The sequence below is a fragment of the Streptomyces sp. NPDC006365 genome (assembly GCF_042870755.1).
In the GTDB taxonomy this organism is placed as follows: domain Bacteria; phylum Actinomycetota; class Actinomycetes; order Streptomycetales; family Streptomycetaceae; genus Streptomyces; species Streptomyces xiangluensis.
The window spans coordinates 44,142-70,445 of sequence record NZ_JBIAHS010000012.1; the positions used below are offsets into that span (position 1 = coordinate 44,142).

Below are 26,304 nucleotides of genomic sequence, written 5' to 3' on the forward strand. Positions count from 1 at the left end.
GTACACCTGCCCATACGGGCCTTGCACCCAATGTGCCGCCCCCACCCCCTCCGTAGCGTCATTCGCGAGGCACGGCGAGTGCCACGCATGGCCGGAACCGGATGATGACGATCACGCTCAGCCGAACCCAACGCACGCCCAACACCAACACACCCCCCACCGAAGCCCTGCGCCTGGTCAAGGTCACCAACGACTTACCGCAGCCGCGAGTTCGGCCGGCAGCGCCTCGCGGGCGCGACGCCGGGCCAGGTTCTCGGCATGGTCGGCGTGGAGTCCCTCGTCCTCACCGCGACGGGCGTGTTCTTCGGTACGGCGGCCGGGCTCGCCGGGATCATCCCCTTCACGGCGGTCCGTTCGGACTCACTCCTGCCGGACGAGGGCCTGGGCACCTGGCTGGCCATTGTCGCGATCGCCACGGCCGCGACCTTCGTTACCAGCCTCGCCACGGCCCGCCGTACGCTGCGGACACCGGCGGTGGGGGCAGTGACACTGGCCGCGTGAACGGGCGTAGGAAAGAGTCGCAGAGGGGAAGAATCCTCCGCATGGTGCCTGAAACCACCCCTGACGCCGCTCCCGCCCACCCCAACCCGCTCGGCCAACTCTCCCTCGACGAACTCCGCCGCCGTACGAGCATGAAATGGCGCGCCTACCCGGAGGACGTGCTGCCCCTGTGGGTGGCCGAGATGGACGTCGCGCTCGCCGAGCCGGTCGCGCGTGCCCTCACGGACGCGATCGCGCTCGGCGACACGGGCTATCCGGCCGGGACGGCGTACGCCGAGGCGCTGGCGGAGTTCGCCGGGAAGCGGTGGGGGTGGGACGACTTCGCTGTGGAGCGTACGGCGATCGTGCCGGATGTGATGCTGGGCATCGTCGAGATGCTGAAGCTGGTGACGGGTCCCGGCGACCCCGTGGTCGTCAACTGCCCTGTCTACCCGCCCTTTTACCCGTTCATACGGAACATGGACCGCACCGTGGTCGAGGCCCCGCTGGGCGGGGACGGCCGTCTGGACTTCGCGGAGCTTGAGTCGGCGTTCGACCGGGTCACCGAGGGCGGGCGCCGCCGGGCCGGGTATCTGCTCTGCAACCCGCACAATCCCACCGGCACGCTCCACACCACCGCCGAACTGACCACCGTGGCAAGGCTTTCCCACACCTACGGCATACGCGTGGTGGCCGACGAGATCCACGCCCCGATCGTGTCCCCCGGCGCCCGCTTCGTCCCGTACCTGACGGTCCCCGGCGGCGAGAACGCCTTCTCCCTGATGTCCGCCTCCAAGGCCTGGAACCTGGCGGGTCTGAAGGCGGCCCTGGCCATCGCGGGCCCCGACGCGGCAAGGGAGTTGGCCGAACTCCCCGAGGAGGTCAGCCACGGCCCCAGCCACCTGGGCATCCTGGCCCACACGGCTGCCCTCCGGGACGCGGGCCCCTGGCTGGACGCACTGCTGCTGGGCCTCGACGAAAACCGCCGGCTCCTGTCCGGCCTCCTGGCCGAACTCCTCCCGGCCGTCCGCTACACCCCTTCCGAGTCCACCTACCTGGCCTGGCTGGACTGCCGAGCCCTGCCCCTCGGCGACGACCCGGCCTCCGCCTTCCTGGAACGGGGCCGAGTCGCCCTGAACTCCGGTATCCCCTTCGGCACGGGCGGCTCAGGACACGTACGCCTGAATCTGGCGACGTCTGAGGAACTGCTCACGGAGGCGGTGCGGCGGATGGCGCGGGCGCCGGCTTGAGCACCAGCAAACCGTCAGACTGCCGGTCACCTCACCAGTCGTGCGAGGAGGGTGGCGAGGTCGGTCACGATCTGCAGCCAGGGACGGGCCCGCTCGGCTCGCCCTCCCAGGCGCCGGAGCCATCCGCCGGACGGCCTGCCCTCCCGCCGCCGCAGCGCCTGGTCCCGCGCCTGTTGTAAGGCCCTGATCCGCCGTGTCCCGGTCCGTCTACGTCGCGTACGTCGCGTCATGGCGAGACGCTGACGAGCCCGGGTCCGCGGACGCAGGAGAGAGGATCGCCAAAGAGGCCGGACGTTTATTGGGGGTAACCCGTAAGACTCTTGGGCCTGCCCTGCCGGCGCCGGCGGTCGGTCGGCGTCGGCCCCCTCAGGCCCTTGTGCCTGTGGCGCGGGCGCCTGCGCTCCAGCGGCCGAGTACGGGTTCCGCGAGGGTGCGAGCCGGGCGGCACAGCGTCTGCCCGTGCGTTTCGAACAAGTCGTCACGAGAGTCGAAGTGCCCGAGATCGACGAGTACTTGGGCGGACAGATCGCACGCCGTGCCGCCCTGCGCACCGCAGCTCACCGATCCGCTCCAGTCCACGCCGACCCGCGCCACGGCGTCGAAGAGGGTCTCGCCACCTTTGTTGGTGAAGGCTTCGGCCGCGGCCACCCCCTCGAACAGCTCCCCGACGGGCACCCACTCCCGATCCAGCAGAAACTCGGGCCAGGCGAGCAGCACATCAACGGCCTTGAGCCGGGGAAACCGCGGATACCAGAAGGCCCCGTCGACCAGCAGACCCCGCACTCGCGTACGTACGCCCATCGCCCGAGCGACGGACTCCAGCACGGCCATCCGCTGACTACAGGAACCACGCCCCAGCCGCAGTGTCCGCGAGGCCGGGTGCCGGTCCTCCACGGAGTACACCGGTCGTACCTCACGCGAGATGATCCCGTGCGCCACCCGAAGCGCCGCACGAGCCGCGGCCCCCGGCCCCGCCTCGCGCCTTACGCGCTCCACGAGTGCCGCCACGAGGGGCTGCTCCCAGTCCAGAATGGCGGTGGCCCGCGTCGAACCACCCTCGCCTGCCGCCGCTCCCGCCCGCACGTGCGCACCCCGCCACGGCATCAACAACCGACTGGTCACGCCTGCCCCCGCCTCCGGCTCCGATTGCCAGCAGCGTATGCGACGGCCTGCCGCCGGTCACTGGCTGCCGGCGAGCTCCCCGCTGAGCGTGGCGTGGCCGGCGCCGTGCGTCCGGCGGGGTGGGCGAGGTGGCCGATTTCATGACGCCGCTTCCCGCCTCCGGGCCCATCGACCGGCACCGCCTGGTCAGGCTGGTGCGGGTTGTGCGGGGCAGCAGCGAGGAGGAGCCGGACCGAAGATTCAGACCGACGACGTGGCGTGCTGTTCCCGGCCCGGGAACAGACGGCCCAGCGCCAGCCGTGTCACGCGCGGCCAGTCGGCCACCGCACCGCTCGCCCGTGGCGTGCCGGGGCGATGGCGTGGCACGCGGACCCGGAGTGCCCCGGGCGCGCTGCGGCACCGGACGGGTGACGGCAGAACGACGTGTTCTCCGTCGATGCCGACCGGGAGGGTGTCCGTGTCGGCTTCAACGACGACTACCCCGGCGCTCAGCCGGACGAGTCCCCCGGAGCGCGGACCGCGCACCATGCGCGCCGCCTGAGCGGTGTTGCCGACCCGCACGCACACCACACCGAGGAGTCCGGTGTCCAGCCGCTCCCTGCGCCCCGGATGTGCCGCGTCGACGGCACGTCCGTAGGGATTGTTGCTGACCAGCAGCGCCTGAAGTCCGTCGACGTACGTCCGGTCGGCCCGCGTCCGCAGCCTGGGCGCGCCCTCGCCGGTGAGGAGGCCGGGGAGGGTTCGCAGGGTCGTGCGGGCTTTGGCCTCCCGATACGCGGGGTCGGTGACGACGGACGCGTATGTGCCGAACGAGGCGTTGTTGACGAAGACGCGGTCCGCTGCGTAGCCGAGGTCGATGCGGAGTTCGACGCCGTGGGTCAGGGCTTCCAGGGCGGCCGCCGGATCGTCACGGTCGAGGCCGAGATCGAGGGCGAAGTGGTTGCGCGTACCGGCGGGAATCACCACGAAGGGAAGGTCGTGGAGCGCCGCGACCTCGGCCACCAGTGCCTGGGTGCCGTCGCCGCCCGCCACCGCCAGCAGATCGGCCCCCTCGGTCGCGGCCTGTCGGGCCAGCTCGGCGACATCCTGTCCCGCGTCGAGCAGGACCACCCGGCAGTCTGCGGCCCGGGCCTTCTCCACCAGGCCGAAACGACCCACCTTGCCGCCCCCGGAGCGCGGATTCATGAGGACCCAGGGAGCGCGGGGCGCCTCGGCGACAGCCTGTTCGGAGGCGGTGTGGCCAGGTGCCAGGGCCGTACGTGCCGCCGTGAGAGCCAGCACCCACAGGGCCAGGGACACCAAGGCCGGCCCCAGCATGCCGAATGTGGCAAACAGGGCGAGGACAGCGACCGGCGCGGCCACCGACAGGGCCGCGCCCAGGGCACGCAGCCCACCGGTGTGCGCAAGGGTCCACCACACCCCGACGGCGGCGAGCGCCAGTCCGGCGATGCCGACCAGGGCCCACAGCACGCTCCGCAGACCGGCGGCGACGAGCGGCACCAGGATGCTGCCCAGCAGGGCGAGCACGGCGAGGCGAGCCCGTCCGGCGCTGCCCTCGCGTACGGCTGCGGCCCCTGCCTCTCCCGGCCCCCTCGCGTTCCCGCCGTGTCGTCCCACCGGTCGGCCCTTCTTCTCTTCTGCCTCACACCTTGTGCGGAGGGCGCTCCTCGGACAGTGGGCGCTCCTCGGACAGGTCGAAGAGGTTGTCGCGCTGGACCACGCACAGGGCCCAGATGATGAAACCCGAGAGCGCGATCATCACGATCGACCACACCGGGTAATACGGCAGGGAGAGGAAGTTGGCGATGATGACGAGTCCGGCGATGGCCACGCCGGCGACACGCGCCCACACCGAGACCTTGAGCAGCCCGACGCTGACGATCACGGCGACCGCGCCCAGAGCGAGGTGGACCCAGCCCCAGCCGGTCAGGTCGAACTCGAAAACGTACTGGCGCGTCGTGACGAAGATGTCGTCCTCGGCGATGGCCATGATGCCCCGGAAGATGTCGAGCAGGCCGACGAGGAAGAGCATCACGGCCGCGAAGACCGTCAGGCCGGTTGCCCATTCCTGCTTCGCCGTGTGTTCCGGCCGGGTGTGTGTCGCGGTCATCTTGCGCCTCGATTCGTGGTGTGCGGATGCTCAGCGACCGGTGGTGCGGGCGGTGGACTCCGCCGGACCGTGGCCGGTCAGGACCAGTTCCTTGGCCCTGCGGAACTCCTCGTCGGTGATGTCGCCGCGGGCGCGGATGTCGGACAGCTTGGCGAGTTCGTCGATGCTGCTGGGCCGGCCCATGCCGCCTGCGGCTTCCTTGATGCGGGCGTCGAAGGCTTCCTGCTGTGCTCGGGCCTGCGCTATTTCCCGGCGGCCCATGTCCTTGCCGCGGGCGATCACGTAGACGAAGACACCCAGGAAGGGCAGCAGGACGGTGAGCACCAGCCAGCCGGCTTTCGCCCACCCGCTCATCTCGTCGTCGCGGAAGATGTCGACGACGACGCGGAAGAGCAGGACGAACCACATGATCCACAGAAAGAACAAGAGCATGCTCCAGAAGATGCTCAGCAAGGGGTAGTCGTACGCCAGGTACGTCTGCGTGCTCATGTCTCTTCTCCGTCCCGGGCGCTCGCCCCGACGCCGTTGCGTGCTGTCTTCAGCGTGCGCACGGTCAGGGCCTGGTGGCCTCACCCGACGCGGGTGAGCCTGCGGGCGGCCCGGCACTCGATGGATGCGCTCCTGCGTCAGGATCAGGGTTCCGCCCGTGTACGGCGGGGCACGGCGGCTGCCCGGTACCAGTCGGAGGAGGCGACGTACTGGCCGAGGGCGAGGCCCGAGACGGCCACCAGGAACACGGCGATCAACCAGGAGAGGAACGTGAAGACGGGCCCCAGCGGGCCGAACTCCTGCAGGCTGCGCTCCATGACCGTGGGCATGAACAGGCCGGCGGCCCAGCTCAGCATGACCGTGCCCGTGCCCGCGAACAGCGCTCCCGGCAGCAGGTTCCGCCAGCCGATCCTGCCGCCGAGCAGCAGATGCTGGGACCACCAAGGAGGGAGTCGGCCAGCAGGTCCTGCACCGTTCCTGTGGACTGAGCAAGAGTGAGTCCGCTCAGCCGCACGCCCCGAACGGTCCTGGGCGCACTGGTCCCCGACGTACTCGACCCCGGGGCAGCGACACGGATCCTGTCCGTGGTCCGATCCCGGGAGGCCGGTTCCCTAACGACCTGGCCAGATGAGTACGGCCAGAGGCGACGGGGAGGCCCCGAACCATCACTCCGGTGGAGCGAGGGCCCCGCACGCTGGCGCCGTACCCGGCGTCCCAGATCGCACGATCACCCTAGCCCGAACGGCCCAGGGCGCTGCAAGCCAGGAAGCCGACCATCACACGATCGAGCTAAACCCCTCGGGGGGCGAACGCCGCGACGGTCATCAGCAGCGGGAGCGCGGTGATGAAGGCCTGCGCGGCCAGCGGCACGGAGCCCTCCACGACGTTGAGCGCCGACAGGCGGGGAAGCAGCCGGGCCACCGGACCGGACCGCAGGCTCGCCAGGGCCCGCTCCACCGATGTGCGCCTGCGGGACGCCGGGTCGGGGCCGGGATTCCTTGCCATGACTCACGGGGCCGCCGCCCGCTCCTCATGCCCAGCGGTCGGGCCCGCGGCGGCCGCGAGGGCCGCCACCACGATCATGACGGCCAGGGTGATGCCCAGAACGAGCGCCACCGCTCCGACCGTGGGGTGGTTCCAGAGCACCAGCGCCAGCGCTCCGGCCGCGATGACGCCACCGGTGGTCCATACCCGGTGGTCCGCCAGCCAGCGTCCGGTGGACCCGGTGCGCACTCCGGCTCGGCGCAGCCCCATGCCGGCGGCCGTCGTGCCCCTGTTCGCCGCCGTGCGGACGGCGCGGGCGGGACGTCCGGGACCGTACAGGTACGCCACCAGTGCCGTGACCACCGCGACGACCAGCAGCGTGCGCGTGCTGTCACGAAGGAACCGGACGAACGTGTCGTAGATCGCCGCCGCCGCGTCGGTGGGCAGCGTCGTGGGCGGGACCGAGTCCAGATAGACCTGTCGGACCACCGCCAGCGCGACGAGCAGCACCACCATCATCACGCCGACACCCGTCGCGGTGATCACCAGCGTCACCCGGTGTGCCGGAGCGGTCCACACGGCGAGCGCGGCGAGCACGACGGTCAGGACGGGCAGCCAGGTGCCGAGGATGTCCAGCAGCCGCATCATGTCCTGCGCCTTGCCCAGTTCCTCGGTGTGGAACAGCGTGACCGTCCGGTCGGTGTCCGGGATGGCGGCGGCCTTGTCGAAGCCCGCGTCGACGAGCCGCTCCCGTACCTCGTCGACGACCGCCCCCACGTCCAGTCGGACGGCGTCGCCCTCGGCGCGCACGACACCCTCCCTCTCACCCGTGAGCATGTTCACCACCGCGGCGTGCGACCGCCGGTTGGCGCCCTCCCACACCTGCTGGAAGGCGTCGCTGGTGATCACGCGGGTCACGGTGCGGTCCACGACGGCCCTGACCGCGCTGCGCAGCGGACCCTCAAGGGACTCGGCCCCCTCCACAACGCGAGGTGGTGCCCCGGCGTCCTGGAGGACCCTGGTGAGAGAGTCCGTCACCGCCTCGACGTCCACGTTGTCCACCACGCGGTCCGTGAGCCGGTTGATCACCACCTCCTGCACGGGCGGCTCGGACGCCAGCGGTGCGACGGTCTCCACGTACCTGTCGGTGTCGGAGACAGTGTCCTGGACCCAGGCCGCGACGACGGCCAGGGGCGCGAGCAGCAGGGCCAGCAGGAGGAGAACGGAGGAGCCGGCCCGGCGTACCCGCCGGTGGCGCACCGCCGCGTGCCGTCGCAGTCGCTCGTATTCCGCTCGCTCCTCGGCGGTCATGACGTGTTTCTGGTGCGAGGCTCCGCCGGAGTCCGGCGAATCCGGGGTCGCGGCCGGGTTCATGGGTGCTCCTTTCCGTACGCGCCGCTCCGGCCGCGACGGTCGCTGCTCGGGATGACGGTGTGGAGGGGACCGGCCGGGTCCGGTGCGTCTGCCGCGCCCGCCGGAGCGGCGGGTGCGGTGTGCGGTGTGCGGCGTCAGGCTGTCTCGGCGGGGGCGTGCGGCCCCGTGGTGTGCGTCTTTCGGAGCGCGGCCCGCCACGCGAGGGCGACCACCGCCTCGGCCAGGCCGAGCAGGACGAGCCACAGGCCGAGCAGTCGGGTCAGGGCGCGGGCCGACTCGGCCGGCAGGGCGAGCACCACGATCCCCGCGACGATGCCGAGCATCGCGGCGCCCAGGACGACGCCACGGTGCGGCAGGTCCTTCGTGGCGAGGGCCGTGTAGAGGGTGAGGATGCCGGACACGAGCCACACGAGCCCGACGATCAGCGAGAGCGCAGTGATGGTCTGCAGCGGGTTCCGCAGGCACAGCACTCCGGCCAGGACGTACAGCACGGCCAGGAGCAGCCCCGGGAGCCGTTCGTGCCCCTCCCGCGCGAAGGCGGCGACGAACCGGAACGCTCCGGTCACCAGCAGGTACAGGCCGATGAGGACCGCGAGGACGTGCAGGGTTCCCTCCGGCCAGACCAGTATCAGGACGCCCGGCACCAGCGTCGCGACGGCCGAGCCCAGGAGCCAGGTCCATGAACGGCCCAGCCGCCCCAGTGCCTGCGCGGGGTCGTCCAGCGGACCGGGGGCCGTCCCGTCGGGCTCGTGTTCCTGTCCGGTGCCCGATGCCGGACCATGCGGCATGGTCATGACTCCTCCTCGCGTGATAGTGGCCGCCTCCGGACCGCCGGCGGGGCGGAGTGTGACCGGGTGGTGTGCGAGGACCTGACCGCTTCAGGCTCACGCCTGTCACGGGTGCCGGGGTCACCCACTACGGGTGATCCGGCGACGCCGCCGTGGCGGTGAAGTGGGAATCTCCCAGTGCCCGGCCCATCGGCCCATCGGCCCATCGGCCTGCCGGCCGGACGAAACGAAGAGACACGAGATGAGCGATCCGAGCACTGCCCGGACCGACCGCGCCCGGTCCGGGCCGGGCGGGCACCGGTGGCGCCTTCCGCTCCGCCCCCGCCGGTGGGCGGCGGTCGTCGCCGTCGCCCGCGCCGTGCTCATCGCCGTCGGGCTCGTCGCCGCCTACTACCTGCTGCCCCTGGACGAGCGCGGTACGGCTGGTGCGTCGGTGCTGCTCGTGTGCGGCCTGGCGGCGGTGCTGCTGGTGTTCGGGTGGGAGGTGCGGGCCATCGCACGCTCATCCCACCCGCGCCTGAAGGCTGTCGAGGCCCTGGCCGCCACGCTGGTGCTGTTCCTGGTCCTTTTCGCCGGTGCCTACTACCTGCTGGACCGCTCCACCCCGGGCTCCTTCAGCGAGCCGATGAGCAGGACGGACGCCTTGTACTTCACCCTGACCACGTTCAGCACCGTCGGCTACGGGGACATCACGGCACGCTCCCAGACCGGGCGCGTGCTGACGATGCTGCAGATGGCGGGAGGGCTGCTGCTCGTGGGCGTCGCCGCACGGGTGCTGGCGAGCGCGGTCCAGGCGGGGCTGCGCCGGCAGCGCCGAGGGCCGTCGGCTCAGCCGCCATCCGGCACAGACGCCGGGAGGCCGGACCGGGAGGCCGGACCATGACCGTACCCAGCGCTTTCACCACGTCCCTGTCACCGGCCGAGCGAGCTGCCTACGGCAGGAACGCGCGCAGGCGGGCGTCGCGTTCCTGCCACGGCTGGTACGAGACGGCTCAGCGGCGACCCGATCCGATTGAGTTGATAGAGCATCAGTCAGCCGACCGGGTACCGGAGTTGGTGCCGATCCGCTACGGCCGCATGCTCGAGTCGCCGTTCCGCTTCTACCGCGGCGCGGCCGCGATCATGGCAGCGGACCTGGCGCCCCTCCCCAACACCGGGCTGCAGGTGCAGCTCTGCGGGGACGCCCACCCGCTGAACTTCCGGCTGCTCGCCTCGCCGGAGCGCCGTCTGGTCTTCGACATCAACGACTTCGACGAAACGCTGCCCGGGCCGTTCGAATGGGACGTCAAGCGGCTGGCGGCCGGTTTCGCGACGGCGGCCCGCGCGAACGGCTTCTCGCTCAAGGAACAGAACAGCACCGTGCGGGCCTGTGTGCGGGCGTACCGGGAGCGGATGCGTGAGTTCGCCGGCATGCGCACCCTGGACATCTGGTACGCCCAGGACGACGCCGACCGGCTGAGGGAACTGCTGGCTACGTCGAATGGCAAGTCGTTGGAGGCCAGGCGCCGCATCGCCGAGGCCACGGCGCGGGCCCGCACGCGTACGCACCTCCGGGCCTTCGAGAAGCTCACCCGCGTCACGGCCGAGGGCCGGCGCATCGCACCGGACCCACCGCTGATCACTCCGCTCGGCCAACTGCTGCCCGCCGACTCGTCCGAAGCCGGGCGGGAGAAGGAACTCCGGACGCTCCTGGACGGGTACGCACGGACCCTGCCGTCCGAACGCCGGCACCTGTTGCGCCACTACCGCCTGGTGGACATGGCCCGGAAAGTGGTCGGCGTCGGCAGTGTCGGTACGCGCTGCTGGGTGCTGCTCCTGCTCGGCAGGGACGACGACGATCCCCTTCTGCTACAGGCCAAGGAGGCCCAGGAGTCGGTGCTGGCCGCACACACGGGCGGCGAACGCTACGACAACCAGGGCCGCCGGGTGGTGGCCGGCCAGCGCCTGATGCAGACGGCCGGCGACATCTTCCTCGGCTGGACGCACGTCGTGGGCCTCGACGGGAAGGGCCGGGATTTCTACGTGCGCCAGCTGTGGGACTGGAAGGGCATCGCACGGCCGGAGACCATGGGGCCACGCCTGCTCTCCCTCTTCGGCCGGCTGTGCGGGGCATCCCTGGCACGGGCCCACGCCCGCTCGGGCGATCCCCTCGCCCTCGCCGCCTACCTGGGCGGCAGCGACCGTTTCGACCGCGCGCTCACCGCGTTCGCCCAGTCCTACGCCGACCAGAACGAGCGGGACTTGGAGGCGCTGGAAGCCGCCTGCCGCTCCGGTCGGATCAGGGCGGAGCGACGCTGAGGACCCATGCCGGTCACCACACGAGGTCGCTCGGTGTCCATGAGGAGGCTGAGGGGCTGCGTGCCCCACGGCGGCTGGGCGGCAGCACCGCCGTTCCAGGGGTATTACCTGCACGGACACCGTCATCAGGATGTGCACGGCTTGCCGTCCAGCGGGCCGTCCGGTTGCTCATGGCCCTCGGAGCGATCCGGTATCGCACCCCGCCCGGTCCCGTCACTCCGGCACCTGCCGCATCTCCACGACGCGCAGTCCCAGTGACTGGCAGCGCGCCAGCAGCCCGTACAGGTGCGCCTCGTCCACGACAGGGCCGAACAGGACGGTCTGGCCGGACATCACCACGTGGCCCAGCTCCGGGAAGGCTTTGGCCAGCGTTTCCGACAGGTGTCCTTCGACTCGGATCTCGTAGCGCACGAGCTGTCCTCCCCTCGACTGCCTGGGACAGGCGGACGGCGCCCTTCCCTGCGATCGTCCGCTTCCGTGCCCTTTCGGGCCTCACCCGGTACAGGTGACCCGTTGCCCGGCGACGGACACCACGGATCAATGCTGCAGAACGATCTTGAAGGAGATGATCAGCAGGCCGAGCAGCAGATTGACCGATGCGGTGGCGGCCACAAGCCGCCGCGAAGCACCGGCGCGGCGTGCCGCGGCCACGGACCAGCCGACCTGGCCGGCCACGGCGACGGAGAGAGCCAGCCAGAGGGCACCTCGCACGTCCAGACCAAGGAGCGGGCTGACGGCCACCGCGGCGGCCGGCGGGACGGCCGCCTTGACGATCGGCCACTCGTCACGGCACACGTGCAGCACGACCCGGCGGTCCGGAGCCTGTTGCGACAAACGCGCACCGAACAACTGGGCATGCACATGCGCGATCCAGAAAACCACGCCGGTGAGCAACAGCAGCAGCACCAGCTCGGTTCGCGGGAACGAGCCCAGCTCGCCGGCGCCGATCACCACGGAGGCCGCGAGCATGGATCCGTAGACGCCGCCCGAGTAGTCCGCGCGGGCCCGGTACTCGGCACGGCGCTCCCCGCGGGCCGTGGTCGGGCCGGTCCTGCTCCTGGTCCTGGTCCTGGTCCTGGTCCTGGTCCTGGACACGATGACTCCCTCCGGACTCAGCGCGTCGATCCGGTCGCCCCGGCCGCAGCATCGGTGTCCGGCTGCCGCGGACGGCTGTCCCGGGCGGTCGGCAGGTGCGGAGTGACCAGGAAACTGGCGAGAGCGATGCCGCCGGTGGCAAGGATCGCCGCCTTCAGGCCGTCCAACTGCGCGGAGGCGTAGGAGTCCGCGACGGCGTCGGCCTCGGACGGCGGCAGCCCGGCACGCTCGGCCGCCGAGCGCACCTGATCGGTGGAGACGAAGGCGACCCCGGCCTGGAGAGCGATACCGACCTGCTCACGGGTCTCCTCGGACAGCTGCGGGTTGTCGTCCACCTGCGTGGTGAAGGCGTGGGCCAGCGCGCCGATGAGGATCGACCCGATGAGCGCGGTGCCCAGCGCCGAGCCCAGGTTCTGTGCCGTGAACTGGAGCCCTCCGGCCTCACTGCGTTCCTCCTCCCCGACGCTGGACTGGACGACGTTGCCCAGCTGCGAGGCGAGCAGGCCGACACCCACCCCCAGCAGGGCCATGGCTCCGGCGAACTGCGCGTCGTCGATGACCGGGTCGATGGTGGCCAGCAGCCACACGATGGCCGCCGCCAGGGTCGCCAGGGCCAGCCGGACCACCCTGCGCGCCCCCCACACCCGTCCCAGCGAGGACGCGGAAAGGGAGGTCACCAGCATGGTGGCGGACACGGGGAGCAGGCGCAGCCCTGTCTCGAAGGCGTCGAATCCCTGAACCACCTGCAGGTACAGCGGGATGGTGAAGAACAGCCCCAGCAGGATGAGGTTCTGGCTCAGCAGCGTCATCAGGCCGGACCGCAGCACGGGTCTGCCCAGCAGGGACAGGTGCACGAGGGGGTCGGCGCCCTGGTGGTCCCGCCGCCGCTCCCACCACCGGAAGACGGCCAGGACGGCCACCCCCATGCCGACGACGAACAGCGTCGGGGCGAAGCCGAAGACGGTGAAGGGAGGGTTGCGGGGCTGCACCCATCCCCAGGTGCTGCTCTGCAGCACCCCCAGCACGCCCAGTCCCAGTCCGGCCGCCGAGAGCACGGCACCGACACCGTCCAGCCGGGGCCGCGGGCCGGTCCGGGGGGACTCCGTGATCACCCGGCGGCACAGCAGGACGGTCACGACGACCACGACCTCGCCGGCGAAGACCAGCCGCCAGGTCAGGTACGTCGTCACCCAGCCACCCAGCAGCGGGCCGACCGCGATCCCGGCGCCGGCGAGCCCACCGATGACCGCATAGGCGACGGCCCGGTCCTTCCCGCGGTACGACTCCGCGACGAGTGCGGCCATGGCCGGCAGCACCATGGCGGCTCCGAGCCCCTCGATGACGGACCAGCCCAGCGTGAGGACCCAGAGAGTGGGTGCCACGGCGGTCATGGCCGATCCGGCACCGTAGACGACCAGCCCCAGAAGGAACATGCGACGACGCCCCAGGATGTCCCCGAACCTGCCGCCGATGATCATGAACGCCGCCATGACCAGCGCGTACAGAGTGATGACGGCCTGGATGGCGGTGACCTCCGTGTCGAAGTCCTCGACCAGCTGACTGATGGACACGTTCATGACCGAGGTGTCCAGGACCATGAGGAACTGGGCCGTACCGAGGACGATCAGAGCCCGCCAGTGCTTCACGCTGTCCACCTCGCCGAGTCGGCCGGTACGCCGGCGGAGGCGGCCGGGCAGTGGCTGCACACGCCCCGCCGCTCCTGCCCATCGCATCGGAAGTACGCGGCTCGTGCCTCACCCGCCACGGGGGAAGGTCAGCACCCCTGGGAGTCCGGCCGGTGGGGAGCGCGGGCGCCGGACCCTCTCACCGACATGTGTGCACAGCAGCCCGTCCGGCCAGGGCGCATCAGTGCCCCCAGGAAACCAATGTGCCCTCAATGCGCCCTGGCCGCCTGACGCCCCTCTCCTGCACTGAAAAAGGCGAGGCCCGAAGGCCCCGCCCGCTACCAGTGAAACCCCAGGTCAGGGCCACACAAGGCAATACGGCTGATGCCCCGCCTCATGCAGCCGATGCGAGAAGTCCTGCCACTCGTGCAGCAGTTGGTACACATTGAACGCGTCCCGCGGCCCGCCCCGGTCCGGGACCGTCGACCAGATGAAGGCCGCCGCGCCGACCGCCTCCTCGCCGATTCCGCGTAGGGGGTCTACGACCGTCATGGGGAGCTTGACCACGGCGTAGTCCGGGTGAAGGACTACGAGTTCGAGCGGAGGGACCTTGTGCAACGGGACGCCCTCTATGCCGGTGAGGACCATCGCGGCCATCGTCTCCGGCTTGATCTTCGTGAACATGCCGTTCATGCCGAGCTCGTCGCCGCCGAGTTCCTCAGGGCGCATGGAGATGGGGACACGAGCGGCTGTCGCGCCGTCCGGAGCCCCGAAGTATTTGTACGTCACCCCCACCCGGCCACCATTCCTGCTCTCTGCCCGTGGGGCATCGATCCGACGGATCCCGTTGAGTCCGTCGATCCGCTCGCCCGGCTCGGGCTCACTCTCCGTCTGCCGTACCTCGCGGGTTTCGCGTGTTTCGGCCGCCGCTTCCGCCTCGCGCCGGTGCCTTCCCCGCCGGGCACGACGAGGACCGAGGTCATCGGTCCCCTCGCCCAGTCCGCCACCGCGATGCATATCTCCACCCGACTGCTTTTCTAAGGTGCGCCTACCCCGCCACGCAACCCGATCATCATGTCAGTGACCTCCCCCACGGCCGCCCGCCGAAACGTGCGTTGAAACACCTGTCCGCAGGATCTTCGAGGCCTCTGACACCATGGCTGTGTGAACTATCCGTACGAATACGACGCCCCAGTTTCTCATGCTCTTTTCGACCGTGCGGCGGCCGTCACACCCGGCGGCGTGAACTCTCCCGTGCGAGCGTTCCGCGCCGTGGGTGGTACGCCCCGGTTCATGGTGTCCGGCACCGGTCCGTACCTGACCGACGCCGACGGAAGGGAGTACGTGGACCTTGTCTGCTCCTGGGGGCCGATGATCCTCGGCCACTCCCACCCGGACGTGATCGCGGCGGTCCAGGCGGCCGTGGCCCGCGGCACGTCCTTCGGGACGCCCGGTGAGGGCGAGGTCGCGCTCGCCGAGGAGATCGTCGCCCGCATCGAGCCCGTCGCACAGGTCCGGCTCGTCTCCAGCGGCACCGAGGCGACCATGTCCGCGATCCGTCTCGCCCGCGGCTACACGGGGCGGGCCAAGGTGATCAAGTTCGCCGGCTGCTATCACGGGCATGTGGACGCCCTGCTGGCCGCCGCGGGAAGCGGACTCGCCACGTTCGCGCTGCCCGACACCCCCGGCGTCACCGGTGCCCAGGCCGGGGACACCGTCGTCCTCCCGTACAACGATCTCGATGCCGTGCACGAGGCCTTCCGCGCCCACCCCGGCCAGATCGCCTGCGTGATCACCGAGGCGTCGCCCGGGAACATGGGCGTCGTGCCGCCGGAGCCCGGCTTCAACCAAGGGCTCAAGGACGCCTGTGCGGAAAACGGCGCGCTGTACATCTCCGACGAGGTCATGACCGGGTTCCGGACCAGTAAGGCCGGATGGTTCGGAATCGACGGCGTACGTCCCGATCTCATGACCTTCGGCAAGGTCATGGGCGGCGGCTTCCCGGCCGCCGCCTTCGGTGGCCGGCCGGATGTCATGGCGCACCTCGCGCCCGCCGGCCCCGTCTACCAGGCGGGCACCCTCTCCGGGAACCCGGTCGCCACCGCCGCCGGGCTCGCCCAGCTGCGGCTGCTCGACGACGCGGCGTACGAGAAGGTCGACGCGGTGTCCGAGCAGCTCCGTACGCTGGTGTCGGACGCGCTCACCAAGGAGGGTGTGGCGCACCGGGTGCAGAACGCCTCGAGTATGTTCTCCGTGTTCTTCACCGACCGCCCCGTCAAGAACTACGAGGACGCGAAGGCGCAGGAGTCGTACCGCTTCACCGCCTTCTTCCACTCGATGCTGGCGCAGGGCGTCTATCTGCCCCCGTCGTCCTTCGAGTCCTGGTTCGTCTCGACGGCTCACGACGAGCGGGCGGTCCAGCGGATCGCCGACGCCCTTCCGGCGGCGGCACGGGCAGCAGCGGAGGCCACGGCAGCATGAGTGACATCACGGTCGTACACGTGGTGCGACACGGCGAGGTCGCCAACCCGGACGGGATTCTGTACGGGCGCCTGCCCGGCTACCACCTGTCCGAGCTGGGGCTGCGGATGGCCGAGCGGGTCGCCGAGCACCTCGCCGCCAGGGACATCACGCACGTCGTCTCCTCGCCGCTGGAGCGGGCGCGGGAGACGGCCGCCCCGGTCGCCGAGAGACACGGCCTGGACCTCGCGACCGACCGCCGGCTGATCGAGGCCGGCAACGTCTTCCAGGGCAAGACCTTCGGCGTCGGCGACGGTGCGCTGCGCCGGCCCGAGAACTGGAAGCACCTCCTCAACCCCTTCAGGCCGTCCTGGGGCGAGCCGTATCTGGAACAGGTCGTACGGATGATGGGGGCGCTGGACGCCGCCAAGGACGCGGCGCGCGGGCATGAAGCGGTGTGCGTCTCGCACCAGTTGCCGATCTGGATCGTGCGCAGCTACGTGGAGCGGCGCCGCCTGTGGCACGACCCGCGCAAGAGGCAGTGCACACTCGCCTCGCTGACGACGTTCACCTACCAGGACGACAAGATCGTCTCCGTTGGCTACACCGAGCCCGCTCGTGATCTCGTACCTGCGCATCTGCTGGCGGGGGCGAAGCCGGTCAAGGGTAAAGACAAGGCTTTTGGGGCGTAGGCGACGGAAAATCGCGCCCCCTCGTTCCATTTTGTCTGTAACAAGTTCATCCCCGTCCCGCACGGGAAATGTGACGCTCTTTCCAGGAACCCCCATGTTCGTCGCGCCCTCTAATCCGGTGTCATCCGGCACGGAACAGCGCGACGAACGGGGTGGGAATGCGCCACATCACACGGCGGGGAATGCTGGGACTCGGGGCCGGTGCTGCGGCGGCTGTGGGACTCGCGGGCTGTGGTACCGAATTGGGAAACGGTTTCGGCAGTGACGAAGGTTCCCGAAAAGACCCCGGCAGCGAAAAGGGCAAGGGCAAGGGCAAGGGCAAGGGAAGCACCGACCGCCCGATAGGCGACGGCTCCACCGCCTACACCGGCAAGCAGCCCAACCAGCCCCCGAAGCCCGAACCCCTCGAACCCGGCCAGACCCCGCCGCAGTTCGTGGTGTTCTCCTGGGACGGCGCGGGAGACGTCGGGAACGGTCTCTTCGAGCGGTTCCTGAACCTCTCCAACGAGCACGACGCACACATGACGTTCTTTCTCACCGGGCTGTATCTCCTGCCCGAGTCGAAAAAGCGCAAGTACCTTCCGCCGAACAACGCGCCGGGCGCCTCCGACATCGGTTATCTGACCGACGACCACATCAAGTCGACGCTGAAGTACGTACGGCAGGCCTGGCTCGACGGTCATGAGATCGGCACGCACTTCAACGGCCACTTCTGCGGCGGCACCGGCAGCGGTGCCAACTGGACGCCCAAGCAATGGCGCAGCGAGATCGACCAGGCGAAGTCCTTTGTCAAAGAGTGGCGTACGAACACGGGCTGGACCGATCTGCCCGCGCTGCCCTTCGACTACGAAAAGGAACTCATCGGCGGCCGCACGCCCTGCCTGCTCGGCCAGGAGAACCTGCTGCCCACGGCCCGCGAACTCGGCTGGCGCTATGACGCCTCCTCGCCCGGCGGCCGTCAGCAGTGGCCCGGAAAGAGCCAGGGGCTGTGGGATCTGCCGCTTCAGGCGATCCCGTTCCCCGGCCACACCTTCGAGGTCCTCTCGATGGACTACAACATCCTCGCCAACCAGTCCCTCAACTCCACCCAGGCCCCGCCCGCCAACTACCCGGGCTGGCGCAAGCAGGCCACCAAGGCGTACATCGCCGGATTCAATCGGGCATACGAGACGAATCGTGCACCCCTCTTCATCGGCAACCACTTCGAGGACTGGAACGGCGGCATCTATATGGACGCCGTCGAGGAAGCCCTCAAGCACATGGCCGGCAAGAAGGACGTACGGCTCGTGTCGTTCCGCCAGTTCGTGGACTGGCTGGACGTACAGAAGCCGGAAGTGCTGGAGAAGCTTCGGGCGCTGGACGTCGGGCAGCAGCCGGTGGGCGGCTGGAAGGCCTACCTCGGGGACACGGCCGCGAGCCCCTCGCAGGGGTCCGAAAAGGCCGCCTGACTCTCTGTTCATGCCTCCTGGGACCGTAAGCCCCGGCCGTTGAGAATAGGGGTGACCGGGTGTTCACATGGCACGCCAATCGAGAGCGATTGGCCACTTCAATTGCGATGACGTGACGTTGTGCACGTCGGAGCACAGCTGCCCGCTGTTACCACCCACGCAAACCCCGAACGTGTACCTCTTGTTCTCAGCCAGGTTTCCGTCCTTTGCGGCCGTGTACGGGGAAATGTGCCCGTACGTGCTCGCCTCGCGGACGGGACTCGTCCCCAGATAGGTGGCGATGCCATATCCGCATGGCGTGGGGGCGGCCGCTTGGAGGGTGGTCATGGCCTTGCCCACGACGAGCCCGGACGGCCGTGACGGTCCGCTATCTGAACTGGCGAGCTGTCACGGGCGAAGCTCGAAGGAAACTCAGACATTTTATCAAAATTCTGGATTCTATTTCCGATTTAGGGAATTCCCGGCGGAGAAATCAAGAGGGTCGCAATCAGGCGGCACGTCGGTTACGATCTTCGGCGACCACGCAAAATCTTGAATGTAGGGGGAAATGTGAAGGTTTCTGCTGATCGCTCTGCCGGGGCGTAAACCAACTCGCGGACCAGTCCACGGTTCGGCTGCTGACGTGGTCGTTGATGGCCCAGCTGTTGCGTGGCGCCGTCGGAAATTCTCAGACGGCCTTACGCGCACATCGTCGGCCATGATCTCCAAGGAGATAGGCCTCGAGCCGGGTCGGCTGCATCTCGCCTGATGGCCCGGCTCAGGATGCCGGACCGGTAGCGGAGTCAGCCGCCGAAGGTGGCGAGAAGGAAGACGAAATAGAGCAGTGCCATTGCGCCGGTCGCCAGGCCAACCATGCATCGGACTCGATGGAGACGCTTGGCCAGGCCGAGGGCACCGAGAGTGACGCCGAGGGCACCGAACAGCACGGGGAAGGCGATGCCGACGTAGCTGCCGAGCACCGCAGTGATCAGGCCCAGGACGCCGAACGCCAGTGAGGCGTTTCCATACAGGGAGGCGGGGCTGTCTGTGGCTCCGGTAGTCATGGCGGTCCTCAGGTGTTCGTCGTGATCGGTCAATTCGAAGAGGCCTCCGCAGGAGCGGCTCCCCTTTCATGGCCAATGATCGCATCTCGCGTGTCGGCGGGCTGACCCGCCCGTACGGATTTCCGGCGCTGCTGATCAAAGCCGATTGCCCACATGCACGCGTAACCCCACAACGGAGGAAAACATGAAGCGACTGTCTGTAGCGCAGGCGGCTTCTTTGATGGCGGTGCCGTTGGCCCTGCTGGCGACCGGACTGCCGACAGCGGCGGCATCCGACGACATACCCCGGTCGGATGCCGCGGTGTTCTCGATGGACGCCCTGTCCGACGGTGACGTCACGGATGTGTCGGGGGTAAGCGCGAGAAGCGCCAAGGACGAGCCTATGGAGGCACAGGGTTTCAGCGTGATGCGGGCCGCTTCGGGCGCGACCGCGGTCGTCGATACCTCGATGGAGGGGCAGGGAGTCATCGTCGCCTACGGTGCCACGTTCGTGGACCTGTCGTGGAAGGCCTACTCGCCCGACGCCCGCTACGTGATCCTTCGTGACGGCGCGCAGGTGGCTGCCCTTGACGCGGGCGTGAACTCGTTCCGCGACCTGCAGGTGGAGCCGGGAGCCGAGTACGACTACCAGGTGATGCCGGTTCTGCCCCAGGAGGGCGATCCGCAGGCCCGGTTGTGGGGTGTGAAGGCGTCCGTCCCGGAGTCCGGCTCGCTGGCGGAGATGGAGCAGCATGCCGCGACGCAGGCAAGCACGGCAGCCGCGGCCAGGACGACCACGCTGTCTTGGATAACCTTCATCCCGCAGAAGAAGATCAACGCTCCCGCGACAGGATGTGACTACGGCAGCGGGTACCAGTTCGGCGGAGACGGTCGCACGGTCTTTGACTGGAAGTCGAGCAAGTACCGCACCGCGCTGCACGCGGTCGTCACCTGGAGCTCCAAGAAGGTCGTGGGCGGGGTGGGCATCGGGGCTACGACGGTGTACAAGAAGAGCACCGGCAGGAAGGTCGCGACGAAGACCGGCAGCGCGAGCAACATGAGTGTCAAGAAGCTGGGGGCGGGCGCGAACTCCGTGGACGTGCGGATGGTCACGCACGCCGGCAACCCCTACTGCAGGGGCCTGGGCGGCGTCAAGGGCGCCATCGACGGCGCCCTGACCATACAGCTGACCAAGAGTGGCAACTACACCATCCGCTCCGGCAAGCACCGCTTGATGCCGAACCACCACATCTACATCTACGACGGCGGTAGGGTCACGAACGTCTACAAGCGCAAGTACGCCAACGCCGCCTGCCTGATCGGCTCGATCGCCTGTCAGGAAGCCGACCTGACCGGCCGCCGCGGCAGCTTCTGACCCCGCCCCGCAGTACCCAGTAGTACAGGACAACTGATGGCTGGGGCCCGCCGCGCGAAGGAGATGCTTTTGGCGAAACCCGGCGGCAGCGCGGTGCATCGGCCGATGCGGCCGGACCCACGGTATGCGGTCGCGGGAATGTGACACTCTCCCGCGCGAGTGTCACATTCCCGCGACAAGCCACCTGGCCGGGGAAGATTCGCCAACAGCACCCGCGAAGCGGGACGGGCCCCTGCCGACCGTCGCCCGTCAGTCCGCAGTCTGTGCCGGATTCGCCGTAACCCTGCGCGGCAGTGGCCTGCTGGCGGCGATTGTAGCGAGCATCGCGAGGGCGCTTACCGTCACGCAAAGGGTGTGTGACTACCGCTTGGACGTGGGTTCGATTAGGATCTTGGATGACCTGCATTTTTCGCAACGAACGGGTGGGAATGAGTATCTCTATAGGTAAGCGCGCCGCAAAGCTGCTGACGACCGTGGGTGTCACTGCCGGCCTAGTCCTGACGGTAGGCGCAGGAACTGCCGCTGCTGGTCCGTCGAACGTCAGGTTCGCTGTCAGTGCAAAGCAGAGCGACGGGTCGCGCTCAGCGGTCATCTACCACAACGGCAGAGCGGTCGGAGCGGCGTACTGGACGGCGAACGGGGATCAGCTCAAGGCAGTCGATGTTCACGGCGATGGATACGGCATCAGTGCCTACTTGAGCACGAATCCCGTTCGTGTAGCGGACACGCTCGGGCACCCCGCTCCGTACACGAAGACCGTGGGCGGAAACCTGCCTGAGGACAAGTCCTACAGGTTCTGGTTTTGCATCGGCAACAACAGTGCCGGGCTGACTTGTTCAGACACGTATAGCGTGACGTCGTAGCCAAGAAAATTTCGCATTCGAGCCAGTGTAAACATTGCCCTTCGCCGTGGTGGATCGCCCCGATTTCATCGGTGCGATCCACCACCATGCGTTTGCGTTCTCGTCTCCATCAGAAATGTCATTGAGTAGCTCAGAGGCACTGGCGGCGAAAAGTGATTCCTAAATTCCGTCAGCTGCGAGAGCGGTGAGCGGCGTGAGTCCGTAGAGCCGTCCGTCGCGCAGTGGGGCCCAGAGGACGCTGACGCGGCGGCGGGCGGGATTGAGCACGACCTGGCTGTGATGCTTGCCCTCGGCGTGCTTGCGGTCATAGAACCGGCGCCACTCCTCGCAATACCGGAGCAGTCACGCCTGCGGAAGGGCTCGAAACGTGCCTTGAAGTGCGCTTTCCTACTTACAGGGGGGTGCCCGAGATCGCGGGATGAGACATGCGAAACTTTTCACATGAGTGCCGCCAGCCGCGCCTCCCAGCGCTCGACCCCCCTGACCCGCACATGTAGCCGCGCCGCCCTGCTGACCGGCGGGGTCGTCTCCGCGGCGCTAGTTCTGTCCGCCTGTGGATCCGGGGGTACCAAGGGGGGAGGCGGCGGCACCGGGTTCGTCACCGGCACCGACGGCATCGCCATGGTTAAGGAGGGCGACCGGACCCCCGCTCCCGACCTGTCCGGCAAGACCATCGACGGCAATCAGCTCGACGTCGCCGACTACGAGGGCAAGATCGTCGTCCTCAATGTGTGGGGTTCCTGGTGCCCGCCGTGCCGCGCCGAGGCGCCGGGCTTCGAGAAGGTCTACAAGGACCTCAAGGACCAGGGCGTGCAGTTCGTCGGCATCAACACCCGGGACACCAGCACCCGTCCGGCGATCGCCTTCGAGAAGTCGTACGGGATCACATACCCGAGTCTGTACGACCCCACGGGCAGACTGATGCTCCGCTTCGAGAAGGGCACGCTCAACCCGCAGGCCGTTCCCTCCACCCTCGTCCTCGACCGAGAGGGGAATGTCGCGTCCCGTTCGCTGCAGGCGCTCAGCGAGGACAAGCTCCGCAAGATGCTCAAGCCGATCCTCGCGGAGAAGTGACCGCTCGTGTCCCTTCTTGCCGCAGCCAGCGACACCAACACCACAATCCTCAGCGGGGCCCTGCTGCTCGCCCTGCCGGTCGCCATGTTCGGCGGGCTCGTGTCCTTCTTCTCGCCGTGCGTCCTGCCGCTCGTGCCCGGCTACCTCTCGTACGTCACCGGAGTCACCGGCACCGACCTGGCCGAGGCCCGGCGCGGGCGGATGGTCGTGGGCGCCTCCCTCTTCGTACTCGGCTTCACCGCCGTGTTCGTCTCCGGCGGGGCGCTGTTCGGCTACTTCGGCTCGACCCTGCTGGAGCACCAGAGCACCCTGTCCAAGGTGCTCGGCGGGCTCATGATCCTCATGGGCATCTTCTTCATGGGCCTGATGCCCTGGCTCACCCAGCGCGAATTCCGGTTCCACAAGCGGCCGGTGACGGGACTGGTGGGTGCCCCCCTCCTCGGCGCGCTGTTCGGGATCGGCTGGACGCCGTGCATCGGCCCGACCCTCGCCTCCGTACTGGCCCTCTCCTCCAGCCAGGCGAGCGCGGGCCGTGGGGCCATACTGACCGTCGCGTACTGCCTGGGCCTCGGCGTGCCCTTCGTCCTTGCCGCGGTCGCCTTCCGCAAGGCGCTCGGTGCCTTCGGCTGGGTCAAGCGCCACTATGTCTGGGTGATGCGCATCGGCGGCACCATGATGATCGTGACCGGGGTGCTCCTGCTGACCGGCGCGTGGGACCGCATCGTGCAGGAGATGCAGGTCTGGTCCAACGGCTTCATCGTAGGGATCTGATCCATGAGCACCACTGAGACCGGTAAGCCTTCCACGGCGCGGGACGATGACTCGGCCGCACGGGACGACAACGACCTCGGCGCCGCCGGCTCCCAACTCTCCACCGCCCCCCGCGAGGACGCGCCCAACCTGCCCTCCCTGGGCGTCATCGGCTGGGCCCGCTGGTTCTGGCGGCAGCTCACCTCCATGCGGGTCGCGCTGATCCTGCTCTTCCTGCTGTCGCTCGGGGCGATCCCGGGCTCGCTGATCCCGCAGAGCGGGACCGACGCGATGAAGGTCGAGCAGTTCGCGCAGGACCACCCGACACTCACGCCGATCTACGAGAAGCTCGGGCTGTTCCACGTCTACAGCTCCGTATGGTTCTCGGCGATCTACATCCTGCTGTTCGTCTCGCTCATCGGCTGCATCGTGCCCCGCACCTGGCAGTTCGTCGGCCAGCTGCGCGGCCGGCCGCCGGGTGCGCCCCGCCGCCTGACCCGGCTGCCCGCGTACACGACGTGGCGGACCGAGGCCGAGCCCGAGGCGGTCCGTGAGGCCGCGCTCACGCTGCTGAAGAAGCGGCGCTTCCGCGCGCATCCCGCCGGGGACGCCGTCGCCGCCGAGAAGGGCTACCTCCGCGAGGTCGGCAACCTCGCCTTCCACATCGCGCTGATCGTGATGCTGATCGCCTTCGCCTGGGGCCAGCTCTTCAAGTCCGAGGGCAACAAGCTGATCATCGAGGGCGACGGATTCGCCAACACCCTCACGCAGTACGACGACTTCAAGTCCGGGAACCTCTTCAGCACCGACGACCTGCCGCCGTTCAGCTTCACGCTGAAGGACTTCGAGGGCACGTACGAGGGGACCGGGCCCAACAGGGGCACGCCGCGCACCTTCGAGGCCGCCGTCACCTACAGCGTGGGTACCGACGGCGAGGAGAAGACGCGGACGATCGAGGTCAACGAGCCGCTGAAGATCGACGGCTCTAACGTCTACCTCGTCAGCCATGGTTACGCCCCCGTCGTCACCGTCCGCGACGCAAAGGGCGACGTCGTCTTCAGCCAGGCCGTGCCGATGCTGCCCCTCGACTCCAACGTCACCTCCTCCGGTGCGATCAAGGTCCTCGACGGCTACACCAACGCCAAGGGCCAGAAGGAACAGCTCGGCTTCAACGCCTTCTTCGTGCCGACCTTCGCCGGTGCGGGCCAGGGTCAGATGCTGTCCCAGTTCCCGGCGCTGGACTTCCCGGTACTGGCGCTCTCCGCCTACCACGGCGACCTGGGTGTCAACTCGGGCCTCCCGCAGAGCGTGTACCAGCTCGACACGAAGAACATGAAGGAGTTCAAGGACTCCAAGGGCGAACTGTTCAAGCAACGCCTCCTCCCCGGCGAAACCATGAAGCTCCCGAACGGCGCTGGCTCGATCACCTTCGAGAAGGACATCAAGGAGTGGGCCGGCTTCCAGGTCACCCAACAGCCCGGCAGCGCCTGGGCCCTCGCCGGAGCCCTGGCCGCGATCTTCGGCCTCGCCGCCTCCCTCTTCATCCAGCGCCGCCGGGTCTGGGTCCGCGCCACCGCAGGCCCCGACGGCGTCACGGTCGTCGAAATGGCTGGCCTCGGCCGTAGCGAGTCCGCGAAGGTCCCGGAGGAACTGGGGGACTTGGCGGCCGTCTTGTACGACACGGCGCCTGGCGCATCGGATCCGGACGCCGCATCGGATCCAGTCGCCGAGCCGGAGCCCGACGCCAAGCCCGAGCCTGACGCCAAGGCTTCCGAAGCCGAGTCCAAGCCCGACCCCGAGTCGGACGCCAAGGCCTCCGAAGCCGACGCCGAAGCCGCCCCCACCCCCACCCCCGACCCCCCAGCCGTACCTGCCGAAGGGGCAGAGAAGTGACTCTCGCCGCCGCGACCAACGAAAACCTCGCGAACCTCAGCAACACGCTGATCTACTCCGCGATGGCCGTCTACACGCTGGCCTTCTTCGCCTACATCGCCGAGTGGACCTTCGGCAGCCGCAGCAAGGTCAGCCGCACGGCCGCCGCGCTCACCGCCGACGCGAAGGGCGCGAAGAAGGCCGGGGCCCCCGAGGTCACCGTGAAGAAGGCCGGTGGCACGGCCGTACTGGAGCGGCCCAAGGTCGTCACGCGGGCCGCCGCCGGTGCGCGGGACGTGCCGGACGGACCCGGCGCGCACGGCGGGGACGAGCAGGGCGACCTCTACGGACGTATCGCCGTGTCCCTCACCGTGCTCGCCTTCCTCATCGAGTTCGGCGGTGTGCTCACGCGGGCCCTGTCGGTGCAGCGGGCGCCGTGGGGCAACATGTACGAGTTCAACATCACCTTCTCCACCGTCGCCGTAGGCGTGTACCTCTCACTCCTCGCGCTGAAGAAGAACATCCGCTGGCTCGGCCTCCCCCTGGTCACCTCGGTCCTCCTCGATCTCGGTCTTGCCGTCACTGTCTTGTACACCGCCAGTGACCAATTGGTTCCCGCCCTCCACTCGTACTGGCTCTACATCCACGTCTCCACCGCGATCTTCTGCGGCGCTGTCTTCTATGTGGGTGCGGTCGCCACGATCCTGTACCTCTTCAAGGACTCGTACGAGAACAAGCTGGCCGGCGGCGGCACGCCGGGCCGTTTCGCCACCTCCGTCCTGGAACGGCTCCCCTCCTCCGCCTCCCTCGACAAGTTCTCCTACCGCGTCAACGCCGCCGTCTTCCCCCTGTGGACCTTCACGATCATCGCGGGCGCCATCTGGGCGGGCGACGCCTGGGGCCGCTACTGGGGCTGGGACCCCAAGGAGACCTGGTCCTTCATCACCTGGGTCGCGTACGCCTGCTATCTGCACGCCAGGGCCACGGCCGGCTGGAAGGGCCGCAAGGCCGCGTACATCGCCCTCGCCGCCTTCGCCTGCTGGCTGTTCAACTACTACGGCGTGAACATCTTCGTGAGCGGCAAGCACTCGTACGCCGACGTCGGCTGAGCGCAGCACACCACCACGAGGCCG

The 26,304-nt window shown here is 69.0% G+C and carries 24 protein-coding genes and 1 pseudogene; 12 read left to right on the forward strand and 13 right to left on the reverse strand.

All coding sequences use genetic code 11. The annotated features are described in order from the left end of the window. Positions 1-189: 189 nt before the first annotated feature. Positions 190-501: pseudogene (locus tag ACFYO0_RS28755) on the forward strand (FtsX-like permease family protein); the annotation flags it as partial. A 41-nt stretch (positions 502-542) separates the two neighbouring features. Then, positions 543-1,730: a MalY/PatB family protein gene (locus ACFYO0_RS28760; protein ID WP_388681721.1), complete on the forward strand. Its 1,188-nt coding sequence runs from the start codon at positions 543-545 to the stop codon at positions 1,728-1,730. Between the two features lie 366 nt (positions 1,731-2,096). Here the strand turns inward: ACFYO0_RS28760 and ACFYO0_RS28765 are convergent, their stop codons facing one another. The 8 genes from ACFYO0_RS28765 to ACFYO0_RS28800 form a co-directional block, all read right to left on the reverse strand. After that, positions 2,097-2,852 carry a transglutaminase domain-containing protein gene (locus ACFYO0_RS28765; RefSeq protein WP_388681723.1) on the reverse strand — a complete coding sequence of 252 codons (756 nt, stop codon included), beginning with the start codon at positions 2,850-2,852 and terminating at the stop codon, positions 2,097-2,099. Positions 2,853-3,092: 240 nt separating this feature from the next. Then, on the reverse strand, positions 3,093-4,469 hold the full coding sequence (locus ACFYO0_RS28770; protein WP_388681726.1) for a diacylglycerol kinase family protein: 1,377 nt from the start codon (positions 4,467-4,469) through the stop codon (positions 3,093-3,095). A gap of 25 nt (positions 4,470-4,494) precedes the next feature. After that, a complete protein-coding gene (locus tag ACFYO0_RS28775) occupies positions 4,495-4,962 on the reverse strand; it encodes a hypothetical protein (RefSeq protein ID WP_388681729.1) in 468 nt (155 codons plus the stop codon). A 30-nt stretch (positions 4,963-4,992) separates the two neighbouring features. Further along, positions 4,993-5,451, reverse strand: a complete 459-nt coding sequence (locus ACFYO0_RS28780) for an SHOCT domain-containing protein (protein ID WP_388681732.1) — start codon at positions 5,449-5,451, stop codon at positions 4,993-4,995. A gap of 143 nt (positions 5,452-5,594) precedes the next feature. Next, positions 5,595-5,807, reverse strand: coding sequence for a hypothetical protein (locus tag ACFYO0_RS28785; RefSeq protein WP_388681734.1), 213 nt, complete (start codon positions 5,805-5,807; stop codon positions 5,595-5,597). 433 nt (positions 5,808-6,240) lie between these two features. Next, the gene (locus ACFYO0_RS28790) at positions 6,241-6,456 is read right to left on the reverse strand and encodes a hypothetical protein (RefSeq protein WP_388681737.1); all 216 of its coding nucleotides are present in this window, start codon (positions 6,454-6,456) and stop codon (positions 6,241-6,243) included. 3 nt (positions 6,457-6,459) lie between these two features. Then, positions 6,460-7,809 (reverse strand): hypothetical protein, encoded by a 1,350-nt coding sequence (locus ACFYO0_RS28795; protein WP_388681740.1) that lies wholly within the window; start codon positions 7,807-7,809, stop codon positions 6,460-6,462. 134 nt (positions 7,810-7,943) lie between these two features. Further along, complete coding sequence (locus ACFYO0_RS28800) at positions 7,944-8,603, reverse strand: HdeD family acid-resistance protein (protein WP_388681743.1); 660 nt, start codon at positions 8,601-8,603, stop codon at positions 7,944-7,946. A 235-nt stretch (positions 8,604-8,838) separates the two neighbouring features. Between ACFYO0_RS28800 and ACFYO0_RS28805 the strand changes: the two genes are divergently transcribed. Together ACFYO0_RS28805 and ACFYO0_RS28810 are read left to right on the forward strand one after the other, a co-directional pair. Further along, positions 8,839-9,480, forward strand: a complete 642-nt coding sequence (locus ACFYO0_RS28805) for a potassium channel family protein (protein WP_388681746.1) — start codon at positions 8,839-8,841, stop codon at positions 9,478-9,480. Further along, positions 9,477-10,895 (forward strand): DUF2252 domain-containing protein, encoded by a 1,419-nt coding sequence (locus ACFYO0_RS28810; RefSeq protein ID WP_388681749.1) that lies wholly within the window; start codon positions 9,477-9,479, stop codon positions 10,893-10,895. The genes ACFYO0_RS28805 and ACFYO0_RS28810 overlap by 4 nt, the downstream gene beginning before the upstream one ends. A 213-nt stretch (positions 10,896-11,108) precedes the next feature. On the opposite strand, the gene ACFYO0_RS28815 is transcribed toward ACFYO0_RS28810, so the two are convergent. From ACFYO0_RS28815 to ACFYO0_RS28830, 4 genes are all read right to left on the reverse strand, one after another. Further along, on the reverse strand, positions 11,109-11,306 hold the full coding sequence (locus tag ACFYO0_RS28815; protein ID WP_386349600.1) for a hypothetical protein: 198 nt from the start codon (positions 11,304-11,306) through the stop codon (positions 11,109-11,111). 126 nt (positions 11,307-11,432) lie between these two features. Continuing rightward, the gene (locus ACFYO0_RS28820) at positions 11,433-11,990 is read right to left on the reverse strand and encodes a hypothetical protein (RefSeq protein ID WP_388681752.1); all 558 of its coding nucleotides are present in this window, start codon (positions 11,988-11,990) and stop codon (positions 11,433-11,435) included. Positions 11,991-12,007: 17 nt separating this feature from the next. Next, positions 12,008-13,636 carry an MFS transporter gene (locus tag ACFYO0_RS28825; protein WP_388682254.1) on the reverse strand — a complete coding sequence of 543 codons (1,629 nt, stop codon included), beginning with the start codon at positions 13,634-13,636 and terminating at the stop codon, positions 12,008-12,010. 336 nt (positions 13,637-13,972) lie between these two features. Continuing rightward, positions 13,973-14,632 carry a hypothetical protein gene (locus tag ACFYO0_RS28830; RefSeq protein WP_388681755.1) on the reverse strand — a complete coding sequence of 220 codons (660 nt, stop codon included), beginning with the start codon at positions 14,630-14,632 and terminating at the stop codon, positions 13,973-13,975. A 147-nt stretch (positions 14,633-14,779) separates the two neighbouring features. Here ACFYO0_RS28830 and hemL point away from each other — a divergent pair, with 147 nt between their 5' ends. The 3 genes from hemL (at position 14,780) to ACFYO0_RS28845 (ending at position 18,215) form a co-directional block, all read left to right on the forward strand. After that, a complete protein-coding gene (hemL, locus tag ACFYO0_RS28835) occupies positions 14,780-16,096 on the forward strand; it encodes a glutamate-1-semialdehyde 2,1-aminomutase (protein WP_388681758.1) in 1,317 nt (438 codons plus the stop codon). Beyond that, positions 16,093-16,767, forward strand: a complete 675-nt coding sequence (locus ACFYO0_RS28840; RefSeq protein ID WP_388681761.1) for a histidine phosphatase family protein — start codon at positions 16,093-16,095, stop codon at positions 16,765-16,767. The genes hemL and ACFYO0_RS28840 overlap by 4 nt, the downstream gene beginning before the upstream one ends. 158 nt (positions 16,768-16,925) lie before the next feature. Further along, positions 16,926-18,215, forward strand: a complete 1,290-nt coding sequence (locus tag ACFYO0_RS28845; RefSeq protein ID WP_388681764.1) for a hypothetical protein — start codon at positions 16,926-16,928, stop codon at positions 18,213-18,215. Positions 18,216-18,997: 782 nt separating this feature from the next. Here the strand turns inward: ACFYO0_RS28845 and ACFYO0_RS28850 are convergent. Next, positions 18,998-19,258, reverse strand: coding sequence for a hypothetical protein (locus ACFYO0_RS28850; RefSeq protein WP_388681767.1), 261 nt, complete (start codon positions 19,256-19,258; stop codon positions 18,998-19,000). A 184-nt stretch (positions 19,259-19,442) separates the two neighbouring features. Here ACFYO0_RS28850 and ACFYO0_RS28855 point away from each other — a divergent pair, with 184 nt between their 5' ends. The 5 genes from ACFYO0_RS28855 (at position 19,443) to ccsB (ending at position 26,280) form a co-directional block, all read left to right on the forward strand. Continuing rightward, positions 19,443-20,612: a hypothetical protein gene (locus tag ACFYO0_RS28855; protein WP_388681770.1), complete on the forward strand. Its 1,170-nt coding sequence runs from the start codon at positions 19,443-19,445 to the stop codon at positions 20,610-20,612. A gap of 1,304 nt (positions 20,613-21,916) precedes the next feature. Continuing rightward, positions 21,917-22,549: a TlpA family protein disulfide reductase gene (locus tag ACFYO0_RS28860; protein ID WP_388681773.1), complete on the forward strand. Its 633-nt coding sequence runs from the start codon at positions 21,917-21,919 to the stop codon at positions 22,547-22,549. A 6-nt stretch (positions 22,550-22,555) separates the two neighbouring features. Further along, the gene (locus tag ACFYO0_RS28865) at positions 22,556-23,320 is read left to right on the forward strand and encodes a cytochrome c biogenesis CcdA family protein (protein WP_388681776.1); all 765 of its coding nucleotides are present in this window, start codon (positions 22,556-22,558) and stop codon (positions 23,318-23,320) included. A gap of 3 nt (positions 23,321-23,323) precedes the next feature. Then, positions 23,324-25,192: a cytochrome c biogenesis protein ResB gene (locus tag ACFYO0_RS28870; protein WP_388681778.1), complete on the forward strand. Its 1,869-nt coding sequence runs from the start codon at positions 23,324-23,326 to the stop codon at positions 25,190-25,192. Then, positions 25,189-26,280 (forward strand): c-type cytochrome biogenesis protein CcsB, encoded by a 1,092-nt coding sequence (ccsB, locus tag ACFYO0_RS28875; protein WP_388681780.1) that lies wholly within the window; start codon positions 25,189-25,191, stop codon positions 26,278-26,280. The genes ACFYO0_RS28870 and ccsB overlap by 4 nt, the downstream gene beginning before the upstream one ends. Positions 26,281-26,304: the final 24 nt, after the last annotated feature.

Coding starts and splice junctions, on each gene's coding strand:
- ACFYO0_RS28760 (WP_388681721.1), top strand. CDS start 543: ATGGTGCCTGAAACCACCCCTGACGCCGCTCCCGCCCACCCCAACCCG.
- ACFYO0_RS28775 (WP_388681729.1), bottom strand. CDS start 4,962: ATGACCGCGACACACACCCGGCCGGAACACACGGCGAAGCAGGAATGG.
- ACFYO0_RS28780 (WP_388681732.1), bottom strand. CDS start 5,451: ATGAGCACGCAGACGTACCTGGCGTACGACTACCCCTTGCTGAGCATC.
- ACFYO0_RS28785 (WP_388681734.1), bottom strand. CDS start 5,807: ATGCTGAGCTGGGCCGCCGGCCTGTTCATGCCCACGGTCATGGAGCGC.
- ACFYO0_RS28790 (WP_388681737.1), bottom strand. CDS start 6,456: ATGGCAAGGAATCCCGGCCCCGACCCGGCGTCCCGCAGGCGCACATCG.
- ACFYO0_RS28795 (WP_388681740.1), bottom strand. CDS start 7,809: ATGAACCCGGCCGCGACCCCGGATTCGCCGGACTCCGGCGGAGCCTCG.
- ACFYO0_RS28800 (WP_388681743.1), bottom strand. CDS start 8,603: ATGACCATGCCGCATGGTCCGGCATCGGGCACCGGACAGGAACACGAG.
- ACFYO0_RS28805 (WP_388681746.1), top strand. CDS start 8,839: ATGAGCGATCCGAGCACTGCCCGGACCGACCGCGCCCGGTCCGGGCCG.
- ACFYO0_RS28810 (WP_388681749.1), top strand. CDS start 9,477: ATGACCGTACCCAGCGCTTTCACCACGTCCCTGTCACCGGCCGAGCGA.
- ACFYO0_RS28830 (WP_388681755.1), bottom strand. CDS start 14,632: ATGCATCGCGGTGGCGGACTGGGCGAGGGGACCGATGACCTCGGTCCT.
- ACFYO0_RS28840 (WP_388681761.1), top strand. CDS start 16,093: ATGAGTGACATCACGGTCGTACACGTGGTGCGACACGGCGAGGTCGCC.
- ACFYO0_RS28845 (WP_388681764.1), top strand. CDS start 16,926: ATGCGCCACATCACACGGCGGGGAATGCTGGGACTCGGGGCCGGTGCT.
- ACFYO0_RS28850 (WP_388681767.1), bottom strand. CDS start 19,258: ATGACTACCGGAGCCACAGACAGCCCCGCCTCCCTGTATGGAAACGCC.
- ACFYO0_RS28855 (WP_388681770.1), top strand. CDS start 19,443: ATGAAGCGACTGTCTGTAGCGCAGGCGGCTTCTTTGATGGCGGTGCCG.
- ACFYO0_RS28860 (WP_388681773.1), top strand. CDS start 21,917: ATGAGTGCCGCCAGCCGCGCCTCCCAGCGCTCGACCCCCCTGACCCGC.
- ACFYO0_RS28870 (WP_388681778.1), top strand. CDS start 23,324: ATGAGCACCACTGAGACCGGTAAGCCTTCCACGGCGCGGGACGATGAC.